Annotated in this window: 26 protein-coding genes; 16 read left to right on the top strand and 10 right to left on the bottom strand. The window is 48.0% G+C overall.

Annotated elements, in window-relative coordinates; genetic code table 11:
• Nucleotides 1-2 precede the first annotated feature (2 nt).
• Nucleotides 3-1,355, top strand: a complete 1,353-nt coding sequence (locus LCM29_RS14165) for a GH1 family beta-glucosidase (protein ID WP_214786132.1) — start codon at nt 3-5, stop codon at nt 1,353-1,355.
• Nucleotides 1,356-1,440: 85 nt separating this feature from the next.
• Complete coding sequence (locus LCM29_RS14170; RefSeq protein WP_224863621.1) at nt 1,441-1,686, top strand: hypothetical protein; 246 nt, start codon at nt 1,441-1,443, stop codon at nt 1,684-1,686.
• A gap of 33 nt (nt 1,687-1,719) precedes the next feature.
• Here the strand turns inward: LCM29_RS14170 and LCM29_RS14175 are convergent, their stop codons facing one another.
• The 7 genes from LCM29_RS14175 to LCM29_RS14205 form a co-directional block, all read right to left on the bottom strand.
• Entirely contained in the window at nt 1,720-2,682 is a 963-nt protein-coding gene (locus tag LCM29_RS14175; RefSeq protein WP_224863623.1) for a quinone oxidoreductase family protein, read from the bottom strand.
• A 101-nt stretch (nt 2,683-2,783) separates the two neighbouring features.
• Nucleotides 2,784-2,942 (bottom strand): hypothetical protein, encoded by a 159-nt coding sequence (locus LCM29_RS14180; protein WP_224863625.1) that lies wholly within the window; start codon nt 2,940-2,942, stop codon nt 2,784-2,786.
• Nucleotides 2,943-3,017: 75 nt separating this feature from the next.
• Nucleotides 3,018-4,346, bottom strand: a complete 1,329-nt coding sequence (locus LCM29_RS14185) for a PTS sugar transporter subunit IIC (RefSeq protein WP_214748622.1) — start codon at nt 4,344-4,346, stop codon at nt 3,018-3,020.
• Between the two features lie 12 nt (nt 4,347-4,358).
• A complete protein-coding gene (locus LCM29_RS14190; protein ID WP_214696901.1) occupies nt 4,359-5,765 on the bottom strand; it encodes a GH1 family beta-glucosidase in 1,407 nt (468 codons plus the stop codon).
• A 15-nt stretch (nt 5,766-5,780) separates the two neighbouring features.
• Nucleotides 5,781-6,089 carry a PTS sugar transporter subunit IIB gene (locus LCM29_RS14195; protein WP_224863627.1) on the bottom strand — a complete coding sequence of 103 codons (309 nt, stop codon included), beginning with the start codon at nt 6,087-6,089 and terminating at the stop codon, nt 5,781-5,783.
• On the bottom strand, nt 6,086-6,433 hold the full coding sequence (locus tag LCM29_RS14200; RefSeq protein WP_214696899.1) for a PTS lactose/cellobiose transporter subunit IIA: 348 nt from the start codon (nt 6,431-6,433) through the stop codon (nt 6,086-6,088). The genes LCM29_RS14195 and LCM29_RS14200 overlap by 4 nt, the downstream gene beginning before the upstream one ends.
• Before the next feature lie 153 nt (nt 6,434-6,586).
• Nucleotides 6,587-7,297, bottom strand: a complete 711-nt coding sequence (locus LCM29_RS14205; RefSeq protein ID WP_214696897.1) for a GntR family transcriptional regulator — start codon at nt 7,295-7,297, stop codon at nt 6,587-6,589.
• A 205-nt stretch (nt 7,298-7,502) separates the two neighbouring features.
• Here LCM29_RS14205 and LCM29_RS14210 point away from each other — a divergent pair, with 205 nt between their 5' ends.
• Genes LCM29_RS14210 through LCM29_RS14235 form a run of 6 tightly spaced genes read left to right on the top strand, consistent with a single transcriptional unit; the run spans nt 7,503 to nt 10,220 of the window.
• Complete coding sequence (locus tag LCM29_RS14210; RefSeq protein WP_224863629.1) at nt 7,503-7,937, top strand: hypothetical protein; 435 nt, start codon at nt 7,503-7,505, stop codon at nt 7,935-7,937.
• The gene (locus LCM29_RS14215) at nt 7,934-8,362 is read left to right on the top strand and encodes a hypothetical protein (RefSeq protein ID WP_224863631.1); all 429 of its coding nucleotides are present in this window, start codon (nt 7,934-7,936) and stop codon (nt 8,360-8,362) included. The genes LCM29_RS14210 and LCM29_RS14215 overlap by 4 nt, the downstream gene beginning before the upstream one ends.
• Nucleotides 8,363-8,812 (top strand): hypothetical protein, encoded by a 450-nt coding sequence (locus LCM29_RS14220; protein ID WP_224863633.1) that lies wholly within the window; start codon nt 8,363-8,365, stop codon nt 8,810-8,812.
• The gene (locus LCM29_RS14225; RefSeq protein ID WP_224863635.1) at nt 8,796-9,266 is read left to right on the top strand and encodes a hypothetical protein; all 471 of its coding nucleotides are present in this window, start codon (nt 8,796-8,798) and stop codon (nt 9,264-9,266) included. The genes LCM29_RS14220 and LCM29_RS14225 overlap by 17 nt, the downstream gene beginning before the upstream one ends.
• Entirely contained in the window at nt 9,245-9,763 is a 519-nt protein-coding gene (locus LCM29_RS14230; protein ID WP_224863637.1) for a hypothetical protein, read from the top strand. The genes LCM29_RS14225 and LCM29_RS14230 overlap by 22 nt, the downstream gene beginning before the upstream one ends.
• Complete coding sequence (locus tag LCM29_RS14235) at nt 9,750-10,220, top strand: hypothetical protein (protein ID WP_224863639.1); 471 nt, start codon at nt 9,750-9,752, stop codon at nt 10,218-10,220. Before LCM29_RS14230 ends, LCM29_RS14235 begins: the two co-directional genes overlap by 14 nt.
• A gap of 13 nt (nt 10,221-10,233) precedes the next feature.
• Here LCM29_RS14235 and LCM29_RS14240 read toward each other — a convergent pair whose 3' ends face one another.
• Nucleotides 10,234-10,569, bottom strand: a complete 336-nt coding sequence (locus tag LCM29_RS14240; RefSeq protein WP_224863641.1) for a hypothetical protein — start codon at nt 10,567-10,569, stop codon at nt 10,234-10,236.
• Nucleotides 10,570-10,981: 412 nt separating this feature from the next.
• On the opposite strand from LCM29_RS14240, the gene glmS reads away from it, so the two are divergent.
• The 8 genes from glmS to LCM29_RS14280 all read left to right on the top strand — a co-directional run bounded on the left by glmS (nt 10,982) and on the right by LCM29_RS14280 (nt 19,944).
• The gene (gene glmS, locus LCM29_RS14245) at nt 10,982-12,778 is read left to right on the top strand and encodes a glutamine--fructose-6-phosphate transaminase (isomerizing) (protein ID WP_224863643.1); all 1,797 of its coding nucleotides are present in this window, start codon (nt 10,982-10,984) and stop codon (nt 12,776-12,778) included.
• A gap of 144 nt (nt 12,779-12,922) precedes the next feature.
• Entirely contained in the window at nt 12,923-13,192 is a 270-nt protein-coding gene (locus tag LCM29_RS14250) for a hypothetical protein (protein ID WP_031424638.1), read from the top strand.
• Entirely contained in the window at nt 13,182-15,212 is a 2,031-nt protein-coding gene (locus LCM29_RS14255; protein ID WP_224863645.1) for a BglG family transcription antiterminator, read from the top strand. The genes LCM29_RS14250 and LCM29_RS14255 overlap by 11 nt, the downstream gene beginning before the upstream one ends.
• Nucleotides 15,213-15,379: 167 nt before the next feature.
• The gene (locus LCM29_RS14260; protein WP_214697278.1) at nt 15,380-16,801 is read left to right on the top strand and encodes a PTS mannitol transporter subunit IICB; all 1,422 of its coding nucleotides are present in this window, start codon (nt 15,380-15,382) and stop codon (nt 16,799-16,801) included.
• 47 nt (nt 16,802-16,848) lie between these two features.
• Nucleotides 16,849-17,280, top strand: a complete 432-nt coding sequence (locus tag LCM29_RS14265; RefSeq protein WP_214748595.1) for a PTS sugar transporter subunit IIA — start codon at nt 16,849-16,851, stop codon at nt 17,278-17,280.
• Complete coding sequence (locus LCM29_RS14270; RefSeq protein WP_224863647.1) at nt 17,281-18,429, top strand: mannitol-1-phosphate 5-dehydrogenase; 1,149 nt, start codon at nt 17,281-17,283, stop codon at nt 18,427-18,429. It begins immediately after the preceding gene.
• Between the two features lie 144 nt (nt 18,430-18,573).
• Nucleotides 18,574-19,401, top strand: a complete 828-nt coding sequence (locus LCM29_RS14275; RefSeq protein WP_224863649.1) for a CPBP family intramembrane glutamic endopeptidase — start codon at nt 18,574-18,576, stop codon at nt 19,399-19,401.
• Nucleotides 19,402-19,431: 30 nt separating this feature from the next.
• A complete protein-coding gene (locus tag LCM29_RS14280) occupies nt 19,432-19,944 on the top strand; it encodes a GNAT family N-acetyltransferase (protein ID WP_224863651.1) in 513 nt (170 codons plus the stop codon).
• A gap of 34 nt (nt 19,945-19,978) precedes the next feature.
• On the opposite strand, the gene LCM29_RS14285 is transcribed toward LCM29_RS14280, so the two are convergent.
• Nucleotides 19,979-21,472: an SH3 domain-containing protein gene (locus LCM29_RS14285; protein ID WP_224863655.1), complete on the bottom strand. Its 1,494-nt coding sequence runs from the start codon at nt 21,470-21,472 to the stop codon at nt 19,979-19,981.
• 181 nt (nt 21,473-21,653) lie between these two features.
• The coding region (locus tag LCM29_RS14290; protein WP_224863653.1) for a hypothetical protein at nt 21,654-21,879 on the bottom strand (226 nt) is incomplete at its 5' end.

Consider the following 21,879-nt stretch of genomic DNA (forward strand, 5'->3'; position numbering starts at 1 on the left):
CTATGCATTTTAAGAAAGACTTCGTATTCGGGACAGCCACGTCCTCATACCAAATTGAAGGCGCACACAATGAAGGGGGACGTACCCCTTCCATCTGGGATATGTTCTGTGACATCGACGGGCGCGTGTTTGAAAAGCATAACGGCGATGTCGCATGTGACCACTACCATCGTTACGAAGAAGACATCCAGCACATCAAAAAACTAGGTGTCGACACGTATCGATTCTCCATCGCGTGGCCACGAATCTTCCCTGCCAAGGGAGAGTATAACCCAGAAGGTATGGCGTTCTACAAAAACTTGGCGCTGCGTCTCCGTGAAGAAGGAATCAAACCAGCCGTCACGATTTACCACTGGGACCTTCCGATGTGGGCTCATGAAGAAGGTGGCTGGGTCAACCGTGAATCGGTTGACTGGTTCCTCGATTATGCGAAAGTCTGTTTTGAAGAGCTTGATGACATCGTCGACTCTTGGATCACCCACAATGAGCCTTGGTGTGCCGGCTTCCTCGGCTACCATGTCGGTGTTCACGCACCGGGTCATCGTGACATGAACGAAGCGGTACGCGCCGTGCACCACATCTTGTTGTCGCACGGAAAAGCGGTCGAATTGTTGAAGCGAGAGATGACATCCACGACCCCGATTGGCATCACGCTCAACTTGTCACCGATGTATGCGAAGACGGATTCGGCGAATGACCGCCTTGCGATGAACAATGCCGACGGGTATTCGAATCGCTGGTTCCTCGATCCGGTCTTCAAAGGCCAGTATCCGGTCGACATGATGAACTTGTTCTCTAAATATGTGCATAACTTCGATTTCATCCAATCGGGTGATATGGAGACGATCTCGACAGCTTGCGATTTCTTCGGCATTAACTTCTACAGCCGTGGCATTGTCGAGTTCAACGCAGCAAATGATTTCTTGAAGGCAGACGCTTACTCGGACTACGAGAAGACGGGCATGGGCTGGGATATCGCCCCGAACGAATTCAAAGACCTGATCCGTCGTTTACGCGCCGAGTATACTGACCTTCCCATCTACATCACAGAGAACGGCGCCGCATTTGACGACGTGCTGGAGAATGGCGAAGTCCATGACGATAACCGGATCGACTACGTCCGCCAGCACCTCGAAGCTGTCTCTGACTTGAACGATGAAGGCATGAACATTCAAGGCTACTACCTCTGGTCGCTCATGGATAACTTCGAATGGAGCTTCGGATACGAGAAGCGCTTCGGAATCCTCTATATCGACTTTGAGACACAAGAGCGTATCTGGAAAGATAGCGCGAAGTGGTATGCCGATGTCATCGCCGACCATAAAGCCAAACACGCGGATAGCGTCGAGGCGTAACATGCATCCATCCCTGCCGCTACGGGGATGGATTTTTTGTGTGCAATGTATCTGTTACGGGAACTGTAAGAGGGGAGGGATATTCATGAAACGAGAATTTTCGACATACGAAGTGACGGGCTATGACGACCAAGGGAAAATCAAATTCATTCACCTGAGAGAAGAGGAATTCGTCTTGCCGATTGAGATTAAAGGAGACGACTTACTAAAAATCAAGAAGATGATGGAACTGAATCCCGGGGTGACTGTGATTATTCATGCGGCGGTCGACCAGAAACGGATGCGACTGCTTGAAGTGGACGGATACTCACTCCGGAAAGAAGACATGTAAAAACGCCAGCACCGAAAACGGGCTGGCGTTTGTTTATGGGATCAAGAGGATTTTGCCTTGGCTCTTCCGACTTTCTAAAAAGGTGTGGGCGGATGCACCATCTGACAAGGCGAACATTGTTGGTGATGGAATGATGAGTGAACCGTCCTCAATCCAACTGAACAATTCGTGTGACCGACGAATGCGTTCCTCTTTTGAGGTAAGGATGTTCCATAAGTCACCACCTGTCAATGTCTTCGATGTGTCCATGAGCATACGTGGGTCGACCGGTTTTGGGTCGCCACCGGCCATGCCGTAGAAGACGACCGTCCCACCGATGCACGTTGCTTCAAAGCTGTTTTCTAATGTCGCACCGACCGAATCATAAACGACATCGGCACCGCGACCGTTCGTGGCATTACGAATCTCTTCGACCCATGCTTCATCATAGCGATAGGCACGGGCACCATGTGTTTGAATAGTGGCCACTTTTTCGGCTGTGGACGTGAGACCGATGACCTGTCCGCCGAGACGCTGAATCATTTGCGTCAACAATTGACCGACACCACCAGCGGCTGCGTGTACGACCGCGACATCATCGGCCTGAATCCGATAGCTGTCGTGGACGAGGTAATGGGCCGTCAATCCTTGAAGCATGGTCGATGCGGCTGCTTCGAATGAAATGGCATCTGGAAGAGGAATCGCCTTGTCGAGCGGGACGGCAACAAATTCTGCGTTGGCGTGCGGGACATCGGCAAAGGCGATGCGGTCCCCGACTTGAAGCGAGGTGACGTTCGCCCCGATCGCTTCAATGACACCGGCTCCTTCATATCCGAGAATGTATGGAGGTTCTCCGACAAGATGGTAGTTGCCTTTCCGGCGATACACATCGGCATAATTCAATCCGATGGCTTTTGTGCGGACCAATACTTCATCGACTTGTGGCATTGGTGTCGGGACTTCTTCATATGTTAAAACATCAGGACCACCGAACTGATGGAAGACGAGTGCCTTCATGCTGATCACTTCCTTAGTTAGATTCACTCAAACTATAGCATACGTTGCTTGAATCACTTATAGAGATGCCCAAAACAAAGCCTGAGTCCAATTTGATGAACTCAGGCTTTTTTCGTCTCGGTTTGCTTTCCTGCTTGATAGCCGGCCGCTAAAATGAATAAGATACCTACGATGAAAGGAATGACTGACTGAAAGGCAAGACCTGCTGCAAACGAGGATGAGGCAAATAGCGCGAACATGGCGGTGACATTTCTTTTCATTATGACCCAACTTTCCAATCTTTTCCTACATGATAACAGCCCTCCTCATTGCTGAGAAGGGCTGTCGTTTTTGTTTCAGGCTGACGCTTTATCTGCTTCTTCTTGTGCTTTCAATTCTTCACCATACGAAACGCGGTCTTGAATGCGAACGAATGGAAGGTAAACCGCAACGGCCATAGCAATCGTTGCAATCTGTAAGAGCGCAGCACGCCATCCACCAATCAAGAATCCAGAGATGACTGGAGGTGTCGTCCATGGTACTTGAAGGGCGTTGAACGGCTCGACCCAACCCCAAAGGATGGCGAAGTAAACCATGAATGAAGCGATGGCTGGCACGACAACGAATGGGACGAACATGATCGGGTTGAAGACGATTGGCATCCCGAAGATGACCGGTTCATTGATGTTGAAGATACTTGGCGCAAGTGATAACTTACCAAGCTGCTTCAAGTGTGCCGAACGTGCGACAATCAGTGTCGCGATGATGAAACCGATTGTGATCCCTGATCCACCGAGTTTCGTGAACACATCAAGGAACTGGATTGTAACGATTTTTGCGTTCTCACCAGCGACAAGCGTACCACCTGCATCGAGGATGGCTTGGTTTTGAAGCGCGTTCGCTGTGAGAAGTGGTCCCATGATTCCCATAAGGATTGCGGCACCGTGAATCCCACACCACCACATGACAGACATGAGCACCATGATGATAACGGCTCCAGCGAGTGTGTCTGTCAAGTTTTGAAGTGGTGCTTGAAGCACATCATAGATGACTTCTGTGAACGTACGCTCTGCAACCGCTTGGAAAATCGCAAACGTTGCAACGGCGAGCGAGATGATTGCCAAACCAGGAACAAGTGCAGAGAATGAGTTCGATACGCCTGGCGGTACACCGTCTGGCATTTTAATGCTGATCCCGCGTTTGATGAACTGCGAGTAGATGAATCCAACTGTCAATCCGACGATGATGGCAGCGAGAACACCTTGTCCACCTGTCCATACTTTTGGAATGACGCCACCGACGAATTCCCCAGATTCAGACAAGACAGAAGCTTGTGTGATGATGAGGAACGAGATGATTCCGAGAATACCAGCCGGTACCCCTTCGATCTTTTCGTTCTTGACGTATGAGTAAGCGATTCCAAAAACACCGATTAAAGCAAGAATGTCAAAAGTCGCACCGACGACTTGCGTGAGCGGGAGTGACCAGTCTGCCCCGAATAGACCTGACATGAAGTCAGCCCAACCTGGAATCGGTAACGCCAGGATGAGAAGGAACAGCGACCCGATGATGGTCATCGGCATCGTGAGGATGAACCCGTCCTTAATCGCAAGGACGGGCTTGGCGTTCGCAAAACGAACAAAAGCAGGGGTGAACTTTTCAAATACTCTTTCTAAGCGGCTCATAGGGGAACCTCCTTATAGGTCTTCAGCGCGCGTGGCGATGATCTCTTTATACCAGTGGAACGACTGTTTCTTCTTCCGTGCGAGACCGTTGTTGTGGTCGACGTAGATGAAGCCGTATTGTTTCTTATAACCGTTCAACCAACTGAGAAGGTCAATTGCAGACCAAGCGTAGTAACCGGCAACGTTGATGCCTTGTTGAACAGCATGTTTGACTGCACGAAGGTGACCTTCGATGTACTCGATTCGTGGCGTGTCCATGATTTCACCGTCGACGATCGGGTCGACATCACCGAGACCGTTCTCTGTGATATAGATTTTGACGTCACCGTAACGATCTTTTAACATGTGCATCCCATCGAGGAACGCTTCCGGTGAGATTTCCCAATCCCATTTCGTGTACACTTTGTCGTCCATCTTGACTGTCTTATAGACGCCATCGAACGATGGGTTACCAGGGCGACCTGTCGAGTTTTCACGTCCACCAGCCATGACGAGCGCTGAGTCATTTTTCATGACGCGCTGCGGGCTGTAGTAGTTGAGACCGATAAAGTCGTTCATCGGAGCGGTACGTTTCAAGACGTCGAGTTCTTCCTCTGTCATTTCAGGGAGAAGACCTTGTTCGTTCAGACCGTTCACGACGTACTCTGGATATTCACCTTTTAAGATCGGGTCGTAGAACCAATGTGTCGCATAAGCGTTCGCATGCATTTCGGCAAACTTGTTCTCTTCTGCGTCATCGATACTGAACGCCGGGTTGAACACGTGCGTGATCCCGATTTCGCCAGTGTGACCGTTTTGTTTAAAGAGCTCGACGGCACGGGCGTGAGCGACGAAGACGTTATGCGTCGTTTGGAAATAACCTTTGACGTCGCCTTCGATGCCTGGCGGGTGTGCGCCTGTTAAGTATCCAAGTGAGCAGAAGATGACCGCTTCGTTAAATGTGATCCAGTGGTTGACACGGTCACCGAACGATTGGAAGCAAGTATCCGCGAAACGGACGAATGCGTCAACCGTCTCTTTGTTCTTCCAGCCTCCTTTTTCTTCAAGTGCTTGTGGAAGGTCCCAATGGTAGAGTGTGACGAATGGGACGATGTCGTGTTTCAAACATTCGTCGATCAAGTTGTTGTAGAACTCAAGTCCTTTTTCGTTCACTTCACCCGTACCGTTCGGGAAGACGCGTGGCCATGAGATTGAGAAGCGATACGATTCGAGTCCCATCTCCGCCATGAGCGCGATGTCTTCTTTATAGCGATGGTAATGGTCGACTGCGACGTCGCCGTTCGTGTTTTCAAATGTCTTACCAGGAATTTTCGAGAAGACGTCCCAGTTCGAGAGGCCTTTCCCGTCCTCGTTCCATGCGCCTTCGACCTGGTAAGAGGCCGAAGCAGCGCCGAACAAGAAATCTTTAGGCATTTTCAAAGTCATCACCTCAGTTTATTTATTTACAAGTTTTAATGAGTGGTCTAATACTTTCGCACCGTTCATCATGCCGTAGTCGACTGTGTTGATGACGTCGATTGGAACACCTTTTGGTTCACAGATTTGCTTCCCTTTTGAAAGAAGGTACTTCACTTGTGGTCCGAGAAGTGCAACGTCGATGTTGTTAACGTATGTTTCCATTTCTGATTCTGGGTATGCTGCGATTTCAGCTTCGATACCGCGCTCAGAGGCAACCGCTTTCATTTTTTCTACTAACATACTTGTTGACATACCTGCTGCACAGAAGAGTCCGATTTTAATCATTTTTGATCCATTCCTTTCAATTCGTTGATTTCGTTTTGCATGTTCATCATATATCCAAGCATTTCTTTGACGAGAATCGTGTTCATCAAGTGATCTTGCGCGTGCACCATGAGGACACCGACCGTTGCCGATTTACCTTGTGCTTCGAGCGTGACGAATTTCGTTTGAATCGCATGTGCTTCTTTTAATGTCGCGTCACCAGCAACGACTGCTGCCTCGGCTTCTTCTTTTTTTCCTTCTTGCATGAGGAGCATCGCTTGATGGTAGCTCGCTTTGGCGTCACCCGAGAGGGCGATGAGACCGAAAATATCTTCCGGTGAGATTTCGATTGTTTCAGAAACCATAGTATCTCTCCTTTTTGTATGGATAACTAAAATTCATAGGTACAAATATTTTCTACATGTTGATAGTAGCACGAAAGCGTTTTCGTGTAAACCCTTTCTTTTTGAAAAAAATGCATAAAAAATGCGCACGAGAAAACCATCTCTCGGGCGCGTTTAGGACTTGATGTTCGAGACTTTGAGCATTTTGACATGTTTGAAATGATGGATGGAACGAGAGACGTCGAAGATTTGACCATTTGTTAAATAGACGGTGTTGTCGACAATCAAGGCTGGGTCATTCTCGTTCAAGTCGAGCAGATCGGCGGACTCAGAATCTAAAAAGTCTGCGTAAATGACTCGGTCGGCGAATCCGATGGCGAGCTTTTGGTCACTTCGTAAATACGTATAAATCGACTTTTGGACGATGTTCTCGTCTAAGTAGATGACGAGCTCTTTTCGGAAGTATGAATCTTCCACCGAGAACGGATGGTCATCGACGAGACGTAGACGCTTCACGAAGTAGACGGGTGTCCCAATCGGGCACTTCATACGTTCTGCGACTTCATCGTTTGCGACAGTCTGCTCGAAATGTAAGACGCGTGTCTCGACTTTCCGGCCACTGAAGTCACTCGTGAGACCTTGAAGTTTTTCAAGGTTGATGTAATCGCTATTGTAATGGTCGCGGACGAAGACACCGCTCCCTTGAACTTGATAGACGTATCCTTTGTTGACGAGGATCTCAATTGCTTTTCGGACCGTATTGCGACTGACACCATATTTATTGGCGTACTCATCTTCGGTCAATAATTTATTCGTATGTTGGTAGACGTGATTGACAATGTCTGATTCAATCTGGCTCGCAACTTGCTTGTACTTCGGAGACATACAGTTCTACACCTTTCAAAAAAATTTGTGGGAATGAATTTGCTAACAGTATAGCAGATAAACTTTGTAAGCGGATACGTTTCGTTCGTCAATTGTTGAAAAAAGTCGAACGATTCAATGCTAGAATATTCGGAAAATATGAAACAATATAGGAGGAGATTGCGTATAAGAAAGGTAGATCCTGCAAAGAAAGGGTGTTTGTTAAGTGAACAATCAAAATCGATTTGTACAAGGAGATACATGGTGGAAGTCACCACTTCGAATAAAATATACCTCGTTTGCGTTCATATTCATGGCGCTTGCAGTGTCATACTTCGAAGGTAATGTATGGCTGACAGTTCCACTCATTGTTGTCGGAATCGTGATGATTGGGATAGATGTTAGCAAGTATCAGAAACATCGTACGCATGAAAGCGAAAAAATTAAAGTGAAGTCTCTAAAATGGGAACTCATATACGATTTAGTGGATTCAGCAATCCTCATTGTGATCACGGTGGCGCTTCTCTTTATGCAAGTTGACACATTGACAATTTTTGTTGTTCTCACCTTGTGGATGGTGTTCGGTCAGACTTTCCAAAAACAATTCGGAGAACGCATGCCTTTGGTGGATCAATCCGAGAAACAACGGTTGAAGAGATGAATGAACGGATAACGCAAGAGAAGGCATGGAAACGTTTATTCGACCAATGGATCTTCGGCATATTTGGAACATTGGTGGTACTCATGTTTCCCATCAGTTTATGGACGGATGACCTTGCATGGGGCGTGTTGTATATCGCCTGTACACTCATTCCGTTGAACATCTTATATGTGAAGCGTTATCGGATGCGCCTGTCATTTCAACCAGAATTGAAGGGGTTATATCGTCGTCAACTTGCTCGGGACGGGATCAACAGTGTTGCTTTTTTCCTCGCGTTGAATAATCAATTCTTATTTACCTCAAACGTGGCATATGTATGTGTCACGGTGTTCATCGCAGGCGCGATGTTATGGACATGGAACGTGGAGACGCAGACGAAACGACAAGATGTAGAGTATATCAACTTTAACAAGGAGGCGATATAGGTGGAGCAAGACATAAAGTGGATGCAACGGATGCGAGGTTATGCCATACCCGTCATGATTCTATATGTCACAGCCGTCATTGTCGCCCTCTTGTTAGAGAAAATGTGGTTGATTCCCATTATGGGGTCGGTCTCCGTGATTATCGTCGTGATGGGCTATCAAGAAATGCGTATCATGTGGCGAATGACAAAACACCCGAAGGCGCATCGAATGCTTATATTCCAATACGTATTCGAATGGGTGGATGCGATTTTATTGACGACACTCATGGTGACCCTGCTGACCGCAGAAGATTTTGGTCTCATGATTGGTCTCTTTTTCGGGATATGGGGAGTACTTAGTCCGCTTCGGCAGAAGTGGTTCACAAATCAACTCCAACATATCGAACCAGGGCTTCCGACGTATGAAGAGGTGATTGAAGGGAAGGTCTCGCATGAATCGTCCATTTGAACTCACCGTAACGCATGCCAAACAGTTCGAGCGGTTCTTTGGTTGGCCCGTACTCGTCATTTTCTTGATTTCGTTCATCGTGATGTTGCGAACACAGGCGATGTGGGTCATCCCGGTCATGTTGATCGTATCCATGGGCTTGGCTTATAAAGGATATATGGAATATCGAGTCATTCGCCATTTTGCCGAACATCAAGCGGTCGCTCGCGTGTTACGCTATCGACTCATTGATTGTTGGATTGATGCCGTTTCTTTATTTGCGCTCTTCATCCCGATGTATGTAAACGAAGATGCCTTCATCCTGATTGGCGGGATCGTCGCCCTTTGGGGGTTGACGAAATCGTATCGAGAGAAGAAGTGGAAAGAGCGAATTCATGCACATCAGTCAAGGCTACCGACGTATGAAGAAGTGTTGGAAGGGAGAGAGGACGTATGGAACTATCACCAAAAGTAAAATCGCAAATCGATACGATTTTAAAAGTAGACCGTTTGACGAAATGGGGTGTAGGCATCATCGGAATCGGGCTTGTCGTCAGTTTTTTGATTTACGCCTCGTATTGGACACTCTCTGACGGCGTTGTTACAGGAACATTATATGCCGTGCTCGCCGCAATCCTGACGGGTATTTTTATTCAATATCGGATGTGGCTGCGCTTTGTGACGAATCAAACGGCACGTAACCTCTTATCAATCAAAATGATGGCACACACGCTCGCTTTGACCGGTATCGGGATTTACGGACTTTTTTACTTCACGAGTGAAACGACAGGTCCACAATCATTCCGTGTGTTCATCCTTTCGCAGCTGACGTTTTTCGGGATTGAATACTTGGCGAAACGGTTCGACCGCGTTATTCAGTCCTATGATGAGAACTATTTGACGGATAAAGATTTGAAAGAGATTCGTGAGGTCCGTGAATACGAGAAGGAGCAACGTCGTGAACAAACGTGATCAGATGAGAGAGTTGACGGCATTTGATGAAACGGGAAAGTGGACTGTCAGTATGATGAGCGGTGCGCTCGCACTCATGCTTTTCTTTGCTGTAGAGAAAGGTTGGATGTCGTTGGTAGGTGTGTTGTTGATTTCAGAAATCGCTGCCTTACCTGCATGGAAGAAAACATGGGACCGAGAGGCGATCAAGAAGCGTTATCTGACATCGAGAGAAGCGAAACGACTCGCGCATTGGAACTCGATCACCGGTTTGATTGCGTACCCGTTTGTAATTGTTTTTCTGTATTTCACGGTTACAGGGCAGATTTCGACGCTTGCTTTCTTTGTAACGACTGCATTGCTCATCCTGAGTTCTGTGATGATGCATCGATTGTACGAACGTCATATGGTTCGTCTCGATGAGAACTATGTCACGGAACGTGAATTAAGAGAAGAACAAAAATGGGGGAGCGCATAAGCGTCTCCCCATTTTATTTAAACAACCGAGCGATGAACCCCACACATGCCGCAAAGGGAAGAAGGAGAAGAAGCCCGAGCCATTGATCGCGCCAGACGACAAACCAGAAAGCGGCTTGCAAACAAAGAATGCCAACTGCGGCAAAGATCACGAATAAGAATGCTTTCTTACGGGTGGAGCGGTCTTCCCACCATTCTTTAAAGTATGGAAAACTGCAGAAGAATGCCATCGCCATAAAGAAAATCGCAGGAAACAACATGACATCCCCTAACGTGCTGTTCCCTTCAAATTCAAGCCACCTGGATAAGACGGATAACAGTATGCCGATCAACAGGAAGATTCCACCCATGTGTTTCCCCTCATTTCTTTACTCGTTACTTGTATCATGCCCGTTCTAACCATACTCGAAAACCTGGTGAACGGATGGCTTTTTAGTGAAAGTGGTGACTTTTACATGAACGGTAAAAAAGTATTCGGCGACATTTTTTTGAATTGCTCTATCCAATTCTTTTTGTACTCGATAGCATGAAAGCGTATCTGGAGAAACGGCTGGGTATGAGATAGAAGCGCCAGAACTCTATGGAGTTGACGAGGACGAAGGTGATCGAGATTTCGGCGGATGCCTTCCAGTCGCGTGTCACGACTGAGAAAGTCTTGATAAAACGTTCGGGTGACCGGGCGGACAAAACGAGACTTGATGACATCACTCAAAAAAGCCCGTTTCCTTTTTCGAGAAATCGAAGGATAGAGGAGATTTGTTTATGTGTGGAATCGTAGGAATGATCGGACAAGTTGGAACGAAAGAGATTTTATTGAAAGGGCTTGAAAAGCTCGAGTATCGCGGCTACGACTCGGCAGGGATTGCCTTGGTCGGTGAGGACGTTCTTACATTCAAAGAAGTGGGACGAATTCAAGCACTCCGTGACATCGTACCGGCTGACGCTGAAGGAACCATCGGAATCGGTCACACGCGTTGGGCGACACACGGGGTACCGAGCGTACCGAACGCCCACCCGCATCAAAGTACGACTGGACGCTTCACGCTCGTGCATAACGGCGTGATTGAGAACGACGAACAATTGAAAGCGACACTCGACGCTCCGTTCCTTTCAGAGACGGACACGGAAGTCATCGTCCAGCTCATGGAGAAGCACTTCGTCGAGCTCGACGATGTCGAGGCGGCGTTCCGCAAGACGCTCTCGGACCTCCACGGTTCATACGCGATCGCGATGATCGACTCAGAGGATAAAGAGCGCCTCTATATCGGGAAGAACAAGTCACCGCTCCTCGTCGGACTCGGTGACGGCACGTTCAACGTCGTCGCATCGGACGCGATGGCGATGCTCCAGGTGACGGACCAGTACCTCGAGCTCCACGACGGCGAGATCGTCATCCTCACGCGTGAATCGGCGACGATCAAGACGCTCGACGGCGAAGTGCTCGAGCGTGCACCGTACACGGCCGAGATCGATGCGTCAGACATCGAGAAGGGCACGTACGCGCACTACATGTTGAAGGAGATGGACGAGCAGCCGGCCGTCATCCGCAACATCATCCAGTATTACCAGAACGAGAACGGCGACATCGAACTCACGGAAGGCGTGCGCAAGCTCGTCTCGGAAGCGGACCGTGTCTATATCGTTGCATGTGGGACGAGCTATAACGCCGGACTCGTCGGAAAAGACATTTTAGAACGCATCGCCGGCATTCCGACAGAAGTGCACGTTTCTTCTGAATTTGGCTACAATATGCCGCTCTTAAGTGAACGTCCGTTGTTCGTCTTCTTATCACAATCCGGTGAGACGGCGGACAGCCGTGCCGTCCTCGTCGAAGTGAAGAAACGCGGATATAAAGCGCTAACCATGACGAATGTACCGAGTTCAACGCTCTCACGTGAAGCGAACGAGACGATGCTCCTCCACGCAGGACCGGAGATCGCCGTCGCGTCGACGAAAGCGTACACGGCACAGATCGCCGTCCTCGCGATTCTCGCATACGACATCGCCCGTGCGACGGAGAGAGAGTTGCCGTTCAATCTCATGCCGGAACTCGCTCGTGTTGCGACGATCATGGATTCGATCATGGCGCAAAAAGAGTTGTTCGAAGACCTCGCGGAACGTTATTTGAAGACGACACCGAACACGTTCTTCATCGGTCGTGGGCTTGACGCTTCTGTCTGTCTCGAAGGAGCGCTCAAAGTAAAAGAGATCTCATATATCCAAGCGGAAGGATACCCGGGTGGGGAACTGAAGCACGGATCGATCGCCTTGATTGAAGACGGGACACCGGTCATCGCACTGATTTCACAACCGAAGACGAACTTGAACATCCGCGGGAACGTCAAAGAGGTCGTCGCCCGTGGCGCGAACGCCTGTATCATTTCCATGCAAGGCGTCGAACATGAGAATGATGACTTCATCTTGCCACATGTTGAGCCACTCTTGGCACCGCTCATCAACGTCTTACCGGTGCAACTCATGGCATATTATGCGGCACTCGCCCGTGGTTGTGACGTCGACAAGCCACGGAACTTGGCGAAATCGGTGACGGTCGAATAAACTGAACATAGTGTAAGGCACCTTTCTTCAGGAGAGGTGCTTTTTACTGCTTGCCGATATCTTTGCCAACAAGCAAAATAGTAGGAGAAGTAAGCGGTTCCAACTTATGATTAGATAAAGATAAGCGACGAAAGAAGGGCTGACATGAACGTATACATTGCTTGCCATAGCGGGTTTGTGACAAGTGCGATGGCGGCGAAGTTGTTCGCACAGGCAAGCGAGGGGCGCTTGCTTTGTACGATTACGCACGGAACGATTCAAAACATCCCGAATGAGGTGGATTTGATTCTCTATCAGGAAGGGGCGACCCCGGTCACCCATCCGACCGCACGTGTCCGGTCAGTCCGACAACTCCTGTCGCTCGAGGAATACCGACTACTTGTCGAAGAATGGATGGATGAGCATGAGACATGAGTGGACCGCGAGAGAACGGTCGATTTTACTACACTTATTAGCAACTGAGACATCGACACCGCTCGCCGAAATCGCGCAGGCGGTGAATTTGTCTGAACGCACGATTCAACGGGAACGACAATTACTTGAAGGCATCTTGAAAGAGTTCGAGCTCGAACTCGCCTGGCAACGTGGGCATGGACTTAGCCTTGTCGGCAAACCGTCGGCGAAACAACAATTACGAGAAGATCTCATCTTATCTGCAGAAGCGATCCCGACGAGCGAGGACCGCTTATTTGAGCTGGCGTGGCGCCTTTTGTTTGAGAGCGACACACTCAAACTGCAGGCGGTCGCCAAACAGATGCACGTCTCTCCGAGTACGTTGACGCAAGATTTGGAGAAGTTGGATCGATGGTTCGAAGAATATCATTTAGAAGTCGAGCGGAAAAAAGGTGTCGGTGCCAGAGTGCTCGGGTATGAGTCGGAGAAACGTAAGCTACTGATCAACGCGTTGCTCGCTCACTGGGATACACTTGCCTTTTACCGCTTCGTCAGTGGGGAAGACGACTACATTCCAGCCTTTTTGAAGACCGTGCCATGCGAAGAGATGCTAGAAGGTCTTCGGGATGGTTACGATTATTTGAAGTCACGCTCGTTTGAGCGAATGGATGACCGCACCATCATGCGGGTCACGTTCGCCTACGGGGTCCAACAAGAACGCCTAGCGTCCGGATTCTTTTTAGAGATGTATACGAAAGGCCGGTCTGAGGACTATCTGAAAGTCGCGACCGACATGGAGGAAGCACTTGGCATCACCTATTCGATGGCGGAACGTGTCTGGTTTGCCGAGGAGGCGAATCGTCTTCGCTCGATTAAAGATCAAATGAAAGAAGATGAAGAAGAGCGGTGGATCATGCAGATTCGGGTGCATAAACTAATTCATCACGTCTCGCTCATTTACGGGTTTACCTTTACGGATGACGCAGCGCTCGAACGTGGACTGCTCGCGCACATCTTGTCGAGTATGAACACGCAGGCGCTACCTGAAACGAGTACAGTCAAGCCGCATATCGATCGAGACTATCCGGGACTTCGCTCTGCAATCCAACAGGCTGCTGATATCGTCTTTGGGACGAATACCTTCTCCGAGGAAGAGACGGTCTTTTGGGCGATGCACTTCGCGGCAGCACTCGTCAAACCGGTACGACGTCGCGAGTATCGGGCACTCGTCGTTTGTTCGGCCGGACTCGGTTCGTCGAAGATGCTCGTCAATCGGGTACGTCAAGAGTTCCCGGAGATGCAAGACGTCATCAACTCGTCTCTATTCGGACTAGAACAGCATCGACTCGAGGAATACGATGTCGTCTTGTCGACGGTGCCATTACCACCGCTCTCGGTGCCGACATTGATCGTCAATCCGCTGTTGACGAGTGAGGAAGTACAACGCGTCCGTCATCTCTTGTTGTCGTTACCACAATCATTCCAAACGCTGACTTCAAAGCCGCGATCGACGATGCTCGATTTTGCCGAACTTGGTGAACTCGTGGAGACGTTTGAGCGGATGGATGATCAGTTTGATTTGGTCACACTCAACAATACGGACCGTTTAGAGGATATCCTGGTCGATATCGGAACACATCTTGAGGAACGAAATCTCGTGCAAAGCGGAATTCAGTTATCTGCGCAATTGCTCCGGCGTCACGAAGTTGCAGGTCTTGGTGTCCCAGGTACAAAACTGGCACTCTTCCATGGACGACATACTTCGATTGAGAAAGCGAGTGTGTTTGCATTTGATTTAACGACGTCAATCCCGCTCCTCATGATGGATCAATCGACTGAACCCGTGACGCGACTTCTCGTGCTCCTAGCACCAGAAGAGGCGCGCGATGTCGAACTTCAATTTTTAAGTGCGATCAGTGGATCGCTCATTGAGAGTGAGGAACATATGCGTTTATACAGCACGGGGGCGAAAGAGGACCTTCGTTTATTGTTGCACGAATGCATGAAGAAAATGATTCATGAGACGTTGTACGAAAAATGACCGAACCATGGTCATTTTTTTGTTTGGCACAAAATGTTGCCAAAGTGTGAACTGGATTGAATTGAGAAAGCGCTTACTCCAGGCATACAATACAGGTGTAGAGCACAAACCGGTTAGCTACACTACACATTCAACCTTTCACATTTTACAGACTGGAGGTTTTATACATGGCGAATACGCAAGCGAGCTCGGGCGGGGTCCGAGTCAAAGTACAACGGTTCGGTAGTTTCCTCAGTGGGATGGTCATGCCGAACATCGGTGCCTTCATTGCCTGGGGGATTATCACAGCACTCTTTATTCCGACAGGATGGTGGCCAAACGAAAACTTAGCAGAACTCGTTGGTCCAACAATCACATATCTCTTACCATTACTCATCGGTTTCACAGGTGGTAAATTACTTCATGACGTACGAGGCGGTGTCGTCGGGGCGCTCGCCACGATGGGGGTCATCGTTGGGACAGACATTCCGATGTTCCTCGGAGCGATGATCATGGGTCCACTCGGTGGTTACATCATCCGCCAAGTCGACCGTGCCCTTGAAGGAAAAGTCAAAGCAGGATTCGAAATGCTCGTCAACAACTTCTCGGTCGGGATCATTGGTGGACTTCTCATGCTTGGAGGATTCGAAATCTTCGGTCCAATCATGAGTGCCCTCGATAAAGTGATGGCGGCAGGTGTTGACTGGATCGTCGGGGCGAAATTACTTCCAGTGGCAAGCTTGTTCATCGAACCAGCAAAAGTTCTCTTCTTGAACAACGCTATTAACCACGGGATCTTGAGTCCACTTGGTGTCGATCAAGTGGCAGAGGCTGGTAAGTCTGTTCTCTTCTTACTTGAAGCGAACCCAGGGCCAGGTCTTGGATTGCTTCTCGCATACATGTTCTTTGCCAAAGGTGCAGCAAAACGTACAGCACCTGGTGCAGCGATTATTCACTTCCTCGGTGGGATTCATGAGATTTACTTCCCATACGTGTTGATGAAGCCAATTTTGATCCTTGCGATGATCGCAGGGGGCGCAACAGGGATCTTCACATTCGTACTCTTTGATGTCGGTCTCGTCGCACCGGCTTCACCAGGTAGTATCTTTGCCATTCTCGCGATGGCATCACGCGGTTCATACCTCGGACTCGTGGCAGGGATTTTCTTATCGGCAGCGGTCACATTTGCTGTGGCGAGTGTCATCTTGAAATCGAGCGCAGCAGAGGAAGTATCACTCGAAGAAGCGACACAAAACGTTAGCGCGATGAAAGGCAAACAGTCTTACGCATCTGCTCTCGTGACAGATCGCCTTGATAAAGTCGATCACATCATCTTCGCATGTGATGCAGGAATGGGGTCAAGTGCGATGGGGGCCTCGGTTCTCCGAAACAAGGTCAATAAAGCCAACTTGCCAATCAAAGTGACGAACACGTCGATCAGCAACTTGCCGAAAGATGCGCAGTTTGTCATCACGCATGAAGACTTAACAGAGCGCGCAGAAGCGCAAGCACCGAATGCGATTCATCGCTCGGTCACAAACTTCTTGAACGCCGATTACTATGATCAATTGGTAGAAGAGATTAAAGCGGAACGCAGCAAAATTTCTTGAACACAGAACAGATAGAGATACGGTTTAGCTATTAGGAGGAAATTAAAATGCCATTCATTCAAACAGAGATGATTCGACTTAACCAAACATTCGCAACGACAGAGGAAGCGATCACAGCAGCCGGGGCAGTCCTACAAGACGCCGGCTGTGTGACGCCGGAGTATGTAGAAGCGATGCATGAACGTCAAGCGATCGCAAACGTCTATATCGGAAATCACGTAGCCATTCCACACGGTACAGAAGCGGCGAAATCAGCGGTTCAGAAGACGGGAATCTCGTTCCTGCAAGTACCGGACGGTGTAGACTTTGGTGGACAGACGGCTAAACTCGTCATCGGGATTGCGGGCGTGAATGATGAACATTTAGAGCTCCTTTCGCAAATTGCGATTCTCTGCTCGGACGAAGAAAACGTGGAGCGTCTTGTTCAGGCGAAGACGAAAGAGGAAATCTTGGCGCTCTTCATGGAAGAGGTGGCATAAATGAAAGCTGTTCATTTTGGAGCAGGAAACATCGGACGCGGATTTATCGGGTTGCTACTGAATCAAAGTGGTTATGAGGTGACGTTCGTCGACATTAACGACACGGTCATCGAAGCACTCGAAGCAAAACGTCACTATGAGGTTGGATTCGCGGAAGACGGTGTCGATCGAATCATTGTCGACCGAGTACGCGGGGTCAACAGTTTGAAAGAACCAGCCCGCGTCGCGGCTTTGATTGCAGAAGCGGATCTCGTGACGACGGCTGTCGGACCATCGCTTCTTTCAAAAGTAGCGCCATTGATCAGTGAAGGGCTTCGTGCGCGTGAAGTCGAGGACGCACCGGTTTATGTCATCGCATGTGAAAACATGATTGGTGGTAGTGCCATTCTTCGTCAGGAAGTAGAGGCGTGTGGCGGCGTCGGAGAGGCGAACGTCTTCTTCCCCAACGCGGCGGTCGACCGTATCGTTCCCCTGCAACAGCATGAAGACCCACTTTACGTGGAAGTCGAGACGTTCCATGAATGGGTCATTGAGACGCAAGGGCTGAACGAGCAACCACCGATTGAAGGTGTGACATGGGTCGAGGAAATCGGACCGTACATCGAACGGAAGCTCTTCACAGTGAATACAGGGCACGCCATCGCCTCTTACATCGGTTCGTTGTTCGGAAAGGCGACGATTGACGAAGCGTTACAAGATCGCCGCGTGCGTCAAGTCGTTCAAGGTGCATTGTATGAGACAGGTTGGTTATTGCTTGAGAAATATGGCTTCGAGGCGAAAGAGCATAGCCAATACATTCAAAAAATCATTAAGCGTTTTGAAAATCCGAAATTGAAAGATGAAGTGTCACGGGTGGCACGTTCACCGATTCGTAAGCTTGGACCGAGCGATCGTCTCGTCAAACCAGCGCGTGAGTTGATGGATAACGGAATCGAGCCGAACGAGCTCGCTTATGGGATTGCAGCGGCCCTCCATTATCACAACCCGGAGGATTCGGAATCGTCAGAACTCAACTTGTCGATTGAAGAGCACGGCATCTCATCAACGATTGAAAAATATTTGCAGCTCCATGAGGGAGACACATTGACGCAATTGATTCTCGACCAATATCATTTGATTCGGGAAGAAGAGAAAGAACGCGTGTCATAAGAGCATGGATAGAGAGAGCACGTCTGTGAAAGCAGGTGTGCTCTTTTACTGTTGAAAGAAAATCTGAACAAATTGAGAAGAGTGACTGAGGATGGTATTTCCTCCTGCAATAACGGGTACTTATCAACAGGAAGGAGACTCGTTATGTATAAAACTTCAGAAATCATTCGATTTATTACAATCACGTTCGGTTATTCATGGATTGTCTGGGCGAGCCTCTATTGGTGGACCGATTTGCCGATTATGGCAGTCGTTATCATCGGAGCGTTTGGACCGAGTCTCTCCGGTATCTTGACGATGTATCGACTTCGAGGTGTGGCAGGAGTCAAGCATATCTTTCAAAAAAGCATTCAAGTGAAAATGAGTTGGAAAACGTATGCGATTCCGTTCGGATTGATTCCATTCATATTCCTTGTCGCGTATTGGTGGACGGACCGGAGTGGTGCGTTAATCGCTCGTGAACCGTGGTGGATTGCTCCTTACTTTTTATATATGCTCTTCCTCGGTGGAACGCTACAAGAAGAATACGGCTGGCGAGGTTATTTGCTTGATGCGTTGCAGTCGAGATTGTCCCCATTATTGGCAAGTTTAGTGCTAGGGGGAATTTGGGCGATTTGGCATGCACCGCTTTTTCTTATGGCTGGTACCGGTCAGGCAAATTTGCCGTTTTGGGCATATGGGTTGTCTGTCATGGCCTATTCGATTCTGATTAGCTGGGTATACAATGGTTCATCGCGCAATTTGTGGTCCGCATTTCTCATGCATACAATGTTCAACGTCATGTTCGTGATGGTAGGCTTCGAAGCAGAAGAAGGGTATCCCATCGGCTTAATTCATTTGATGATCACGTTGTGGACTGCAGCGATTTTAGTGTTATGGAAAACCTATGGGAAGTTGAATTACGAGCCGCTCGAAGAATTCATTCCTTCGTACCCGAGTGTTACGCATCGGATTCGCGAGGGTAAAGAGTAAAACAAAAAAAGAGAAAAGGAAGTGGACGTCTTGGACTTTCGCGCACTCGAACAATCAGACGTGAAATCCTTACAGCGCTTATTTATGGAGAGTTTGAGTGACTTGATTCGACGAGAGCGTTTTGAAGATGCCGATTTGCTCGATGAAGAAGTGGCGCGCCTGAATACGACCATTCAGGACCACTTTGATGACGATCAAGTTCAACTGTATGTGGTTGAGCAGGAGGGAATCCTTATCGGAGCGGGGGCTTTGCTGCCTCCAAACGATATTATATCGGGCAACTTGGAAATAAAGCGTGGTGCCATCGAACTCGGGAGCGTCTATGTCCTTCCTCGTATGCAACGTCAAGGAGTCGGGCATTTTCTATTAGAGGAAATGAAACGAGAAATCCTTGCGAGAAAGCAACACGTCTTCTATTTGGATGCGGGCTTTCCCAGTGCACAAGCCTATTGGCGAAAGCAATTGGGAGAGCCGTCACTAATCCTCGATCATTATTGGGGTCCGGGTGCACCTCATATGATTTGGGAAGTGAACATAAAATAAGGAACTTAGCAATAGACGCTAAGTTCCTTATTTGTTAGTAATAAGAACGCATGAACTGATGGATACCAGATGCTGTGGCTTCTGCCATGAGCTGACGATAGGACGTGTTCGTTAAATACGAGCGGTCGCTAGAGTTGCTGATGAAGCCGTATTCAACAAGTGTCGAAGGGGTAACATTCTTCCCAACAACGTACACGTTTTGATATTTCACACCGCGATTTTGAATCGTTGTGATTTTTGAACCGAGTTCTTTATTAATTGTCGAACCGAGAGTACGACTGGCTGAGACGTAAGGGTTCGTTGTGTAACTTTCTGATGTTGGAACGAGTACTTCATGACCGTTTGCAGAACTATACACCGAGGAGTTCGCATGGAGACTCACGAAGACGTCCGCTTTATACGACTTGCTCAATGAGACGCGTTCTGACAATGACAGATACGTATCGGTAGATCGTGTCAGTTTGACGTTATAATTGTATGTGCTCGTGAGTGTATTGGCGAGACGTTTGGCAATGTCTAATGCAATCACTTTCTCATACAATGAGCCGTAGACAGCACCCGGGTCATTTCCACCATGACCGGCGTCAATCACAACCGTTTTCGTTGATGTAGAAGCTGTCGTTACCTTTACATATTCTGAGGATACATACCCTGTGACGCCCTTGTAAGTAACTTTATACCAAGATCCGTACGTTCCGAGATAGTCGACCGTACTACCAGATGGGATGGTTAATAGAATCGTACTTGATGTCGAGGTACTTTGACGTAAGTTGAGGTTGGCTGTTGTCGAGTAAACACGTTCCACCTCTGGCGTACTCGTTGGCGCAAGATATTGAGAAGATACATACCCCGTCATTCCGTTATAAGAAACTTTAAACCATGAGCCGTATGTACCGATATAGTTGACGACTTCTCCACTTGGAATTGTCGTCAAGATAGAACCAGATGTGGATGCGCTCGTTCGTAAATTTAGGTTCACAGTTGTTTTGTAGGTGATATTGGTTTCTGGAGCTTGTGTAGAGGTTTCAGTCACCTTAACGTAGTCAGAAGAGACGTAACCGATTGTCCCATTGTAAGAAACTTTATACCATGAACCATATGTACTAAGATAAACGATCTCTTTCCCGTTAGGAATTGTTGTTAAAATGCTACTCGAAGTCGAGGCGCTTTTACGTAAATTCAAGTTCGCTGTTGTCGTATAGGTTTTCACAGTCGTCGGTTTGTACGTTTTTAAGTATTGAGATGAGACGTATCCGACTGTGCCGTTGTATGACACCTTGTACCAAGAACCAGAAGTTCCGAGATACGTAACTGTTTTTCCAGAAGGAATGGTCAATAAAATGGTACTTGAAGTTGAAGCACTTTTTCTAAGATTTAAATTTACCGTCGTTGTATAGTATGTAGCTGCTGCATCTACTGTACTGACTTTGAACGAATTCGATTCAAAATCGAGCGGTGTCACTGCGATTGCCGAGATCATAAGGGTAGAACTGACTAATAATTTGGCATTCCAAGAAGATTTCAACATATTCAAATAAATAACTCCTTTTATAAGTGGGTAATAGATTCGTTAATAAAATCATATGATGTCATTATTATATAAGTAAAAAAGAAAAAAATGGACATTAATATTTAATTTATTTATCTTTTTTTGAAATATAGAGGGTTTATAACAACAAAAAAGACGCACGAGGCGTCTTTAAACCTACTTATACAATACGAGGCATGTCATCAACGAATAATTTAACAGGTTCATCTACTTTGACAATACGAGGCATGTCATCAACAAATAATTTAACAGGTTCATCTACTTTGACAATACGAGGCATGTCATCAACGAATAATTTAACAGGTTCATCTACTTTGACAATACGAGGCATGTCATCAACAAATAATTTAACAGGTTCATCTACTTTGACAATACGAGGCATGTCA

This window comes from Exiguobacterium aestuarii, assembly GCF_020171655.1.
In the GTDB taxonomy this organism is placed as follows: Bacteria; Bacillota; Bacilli; order Exiguobacteriales; family Exiguobacteriaceae; genus Exiguobacterium; species Exiguobacterium aestuarii_A.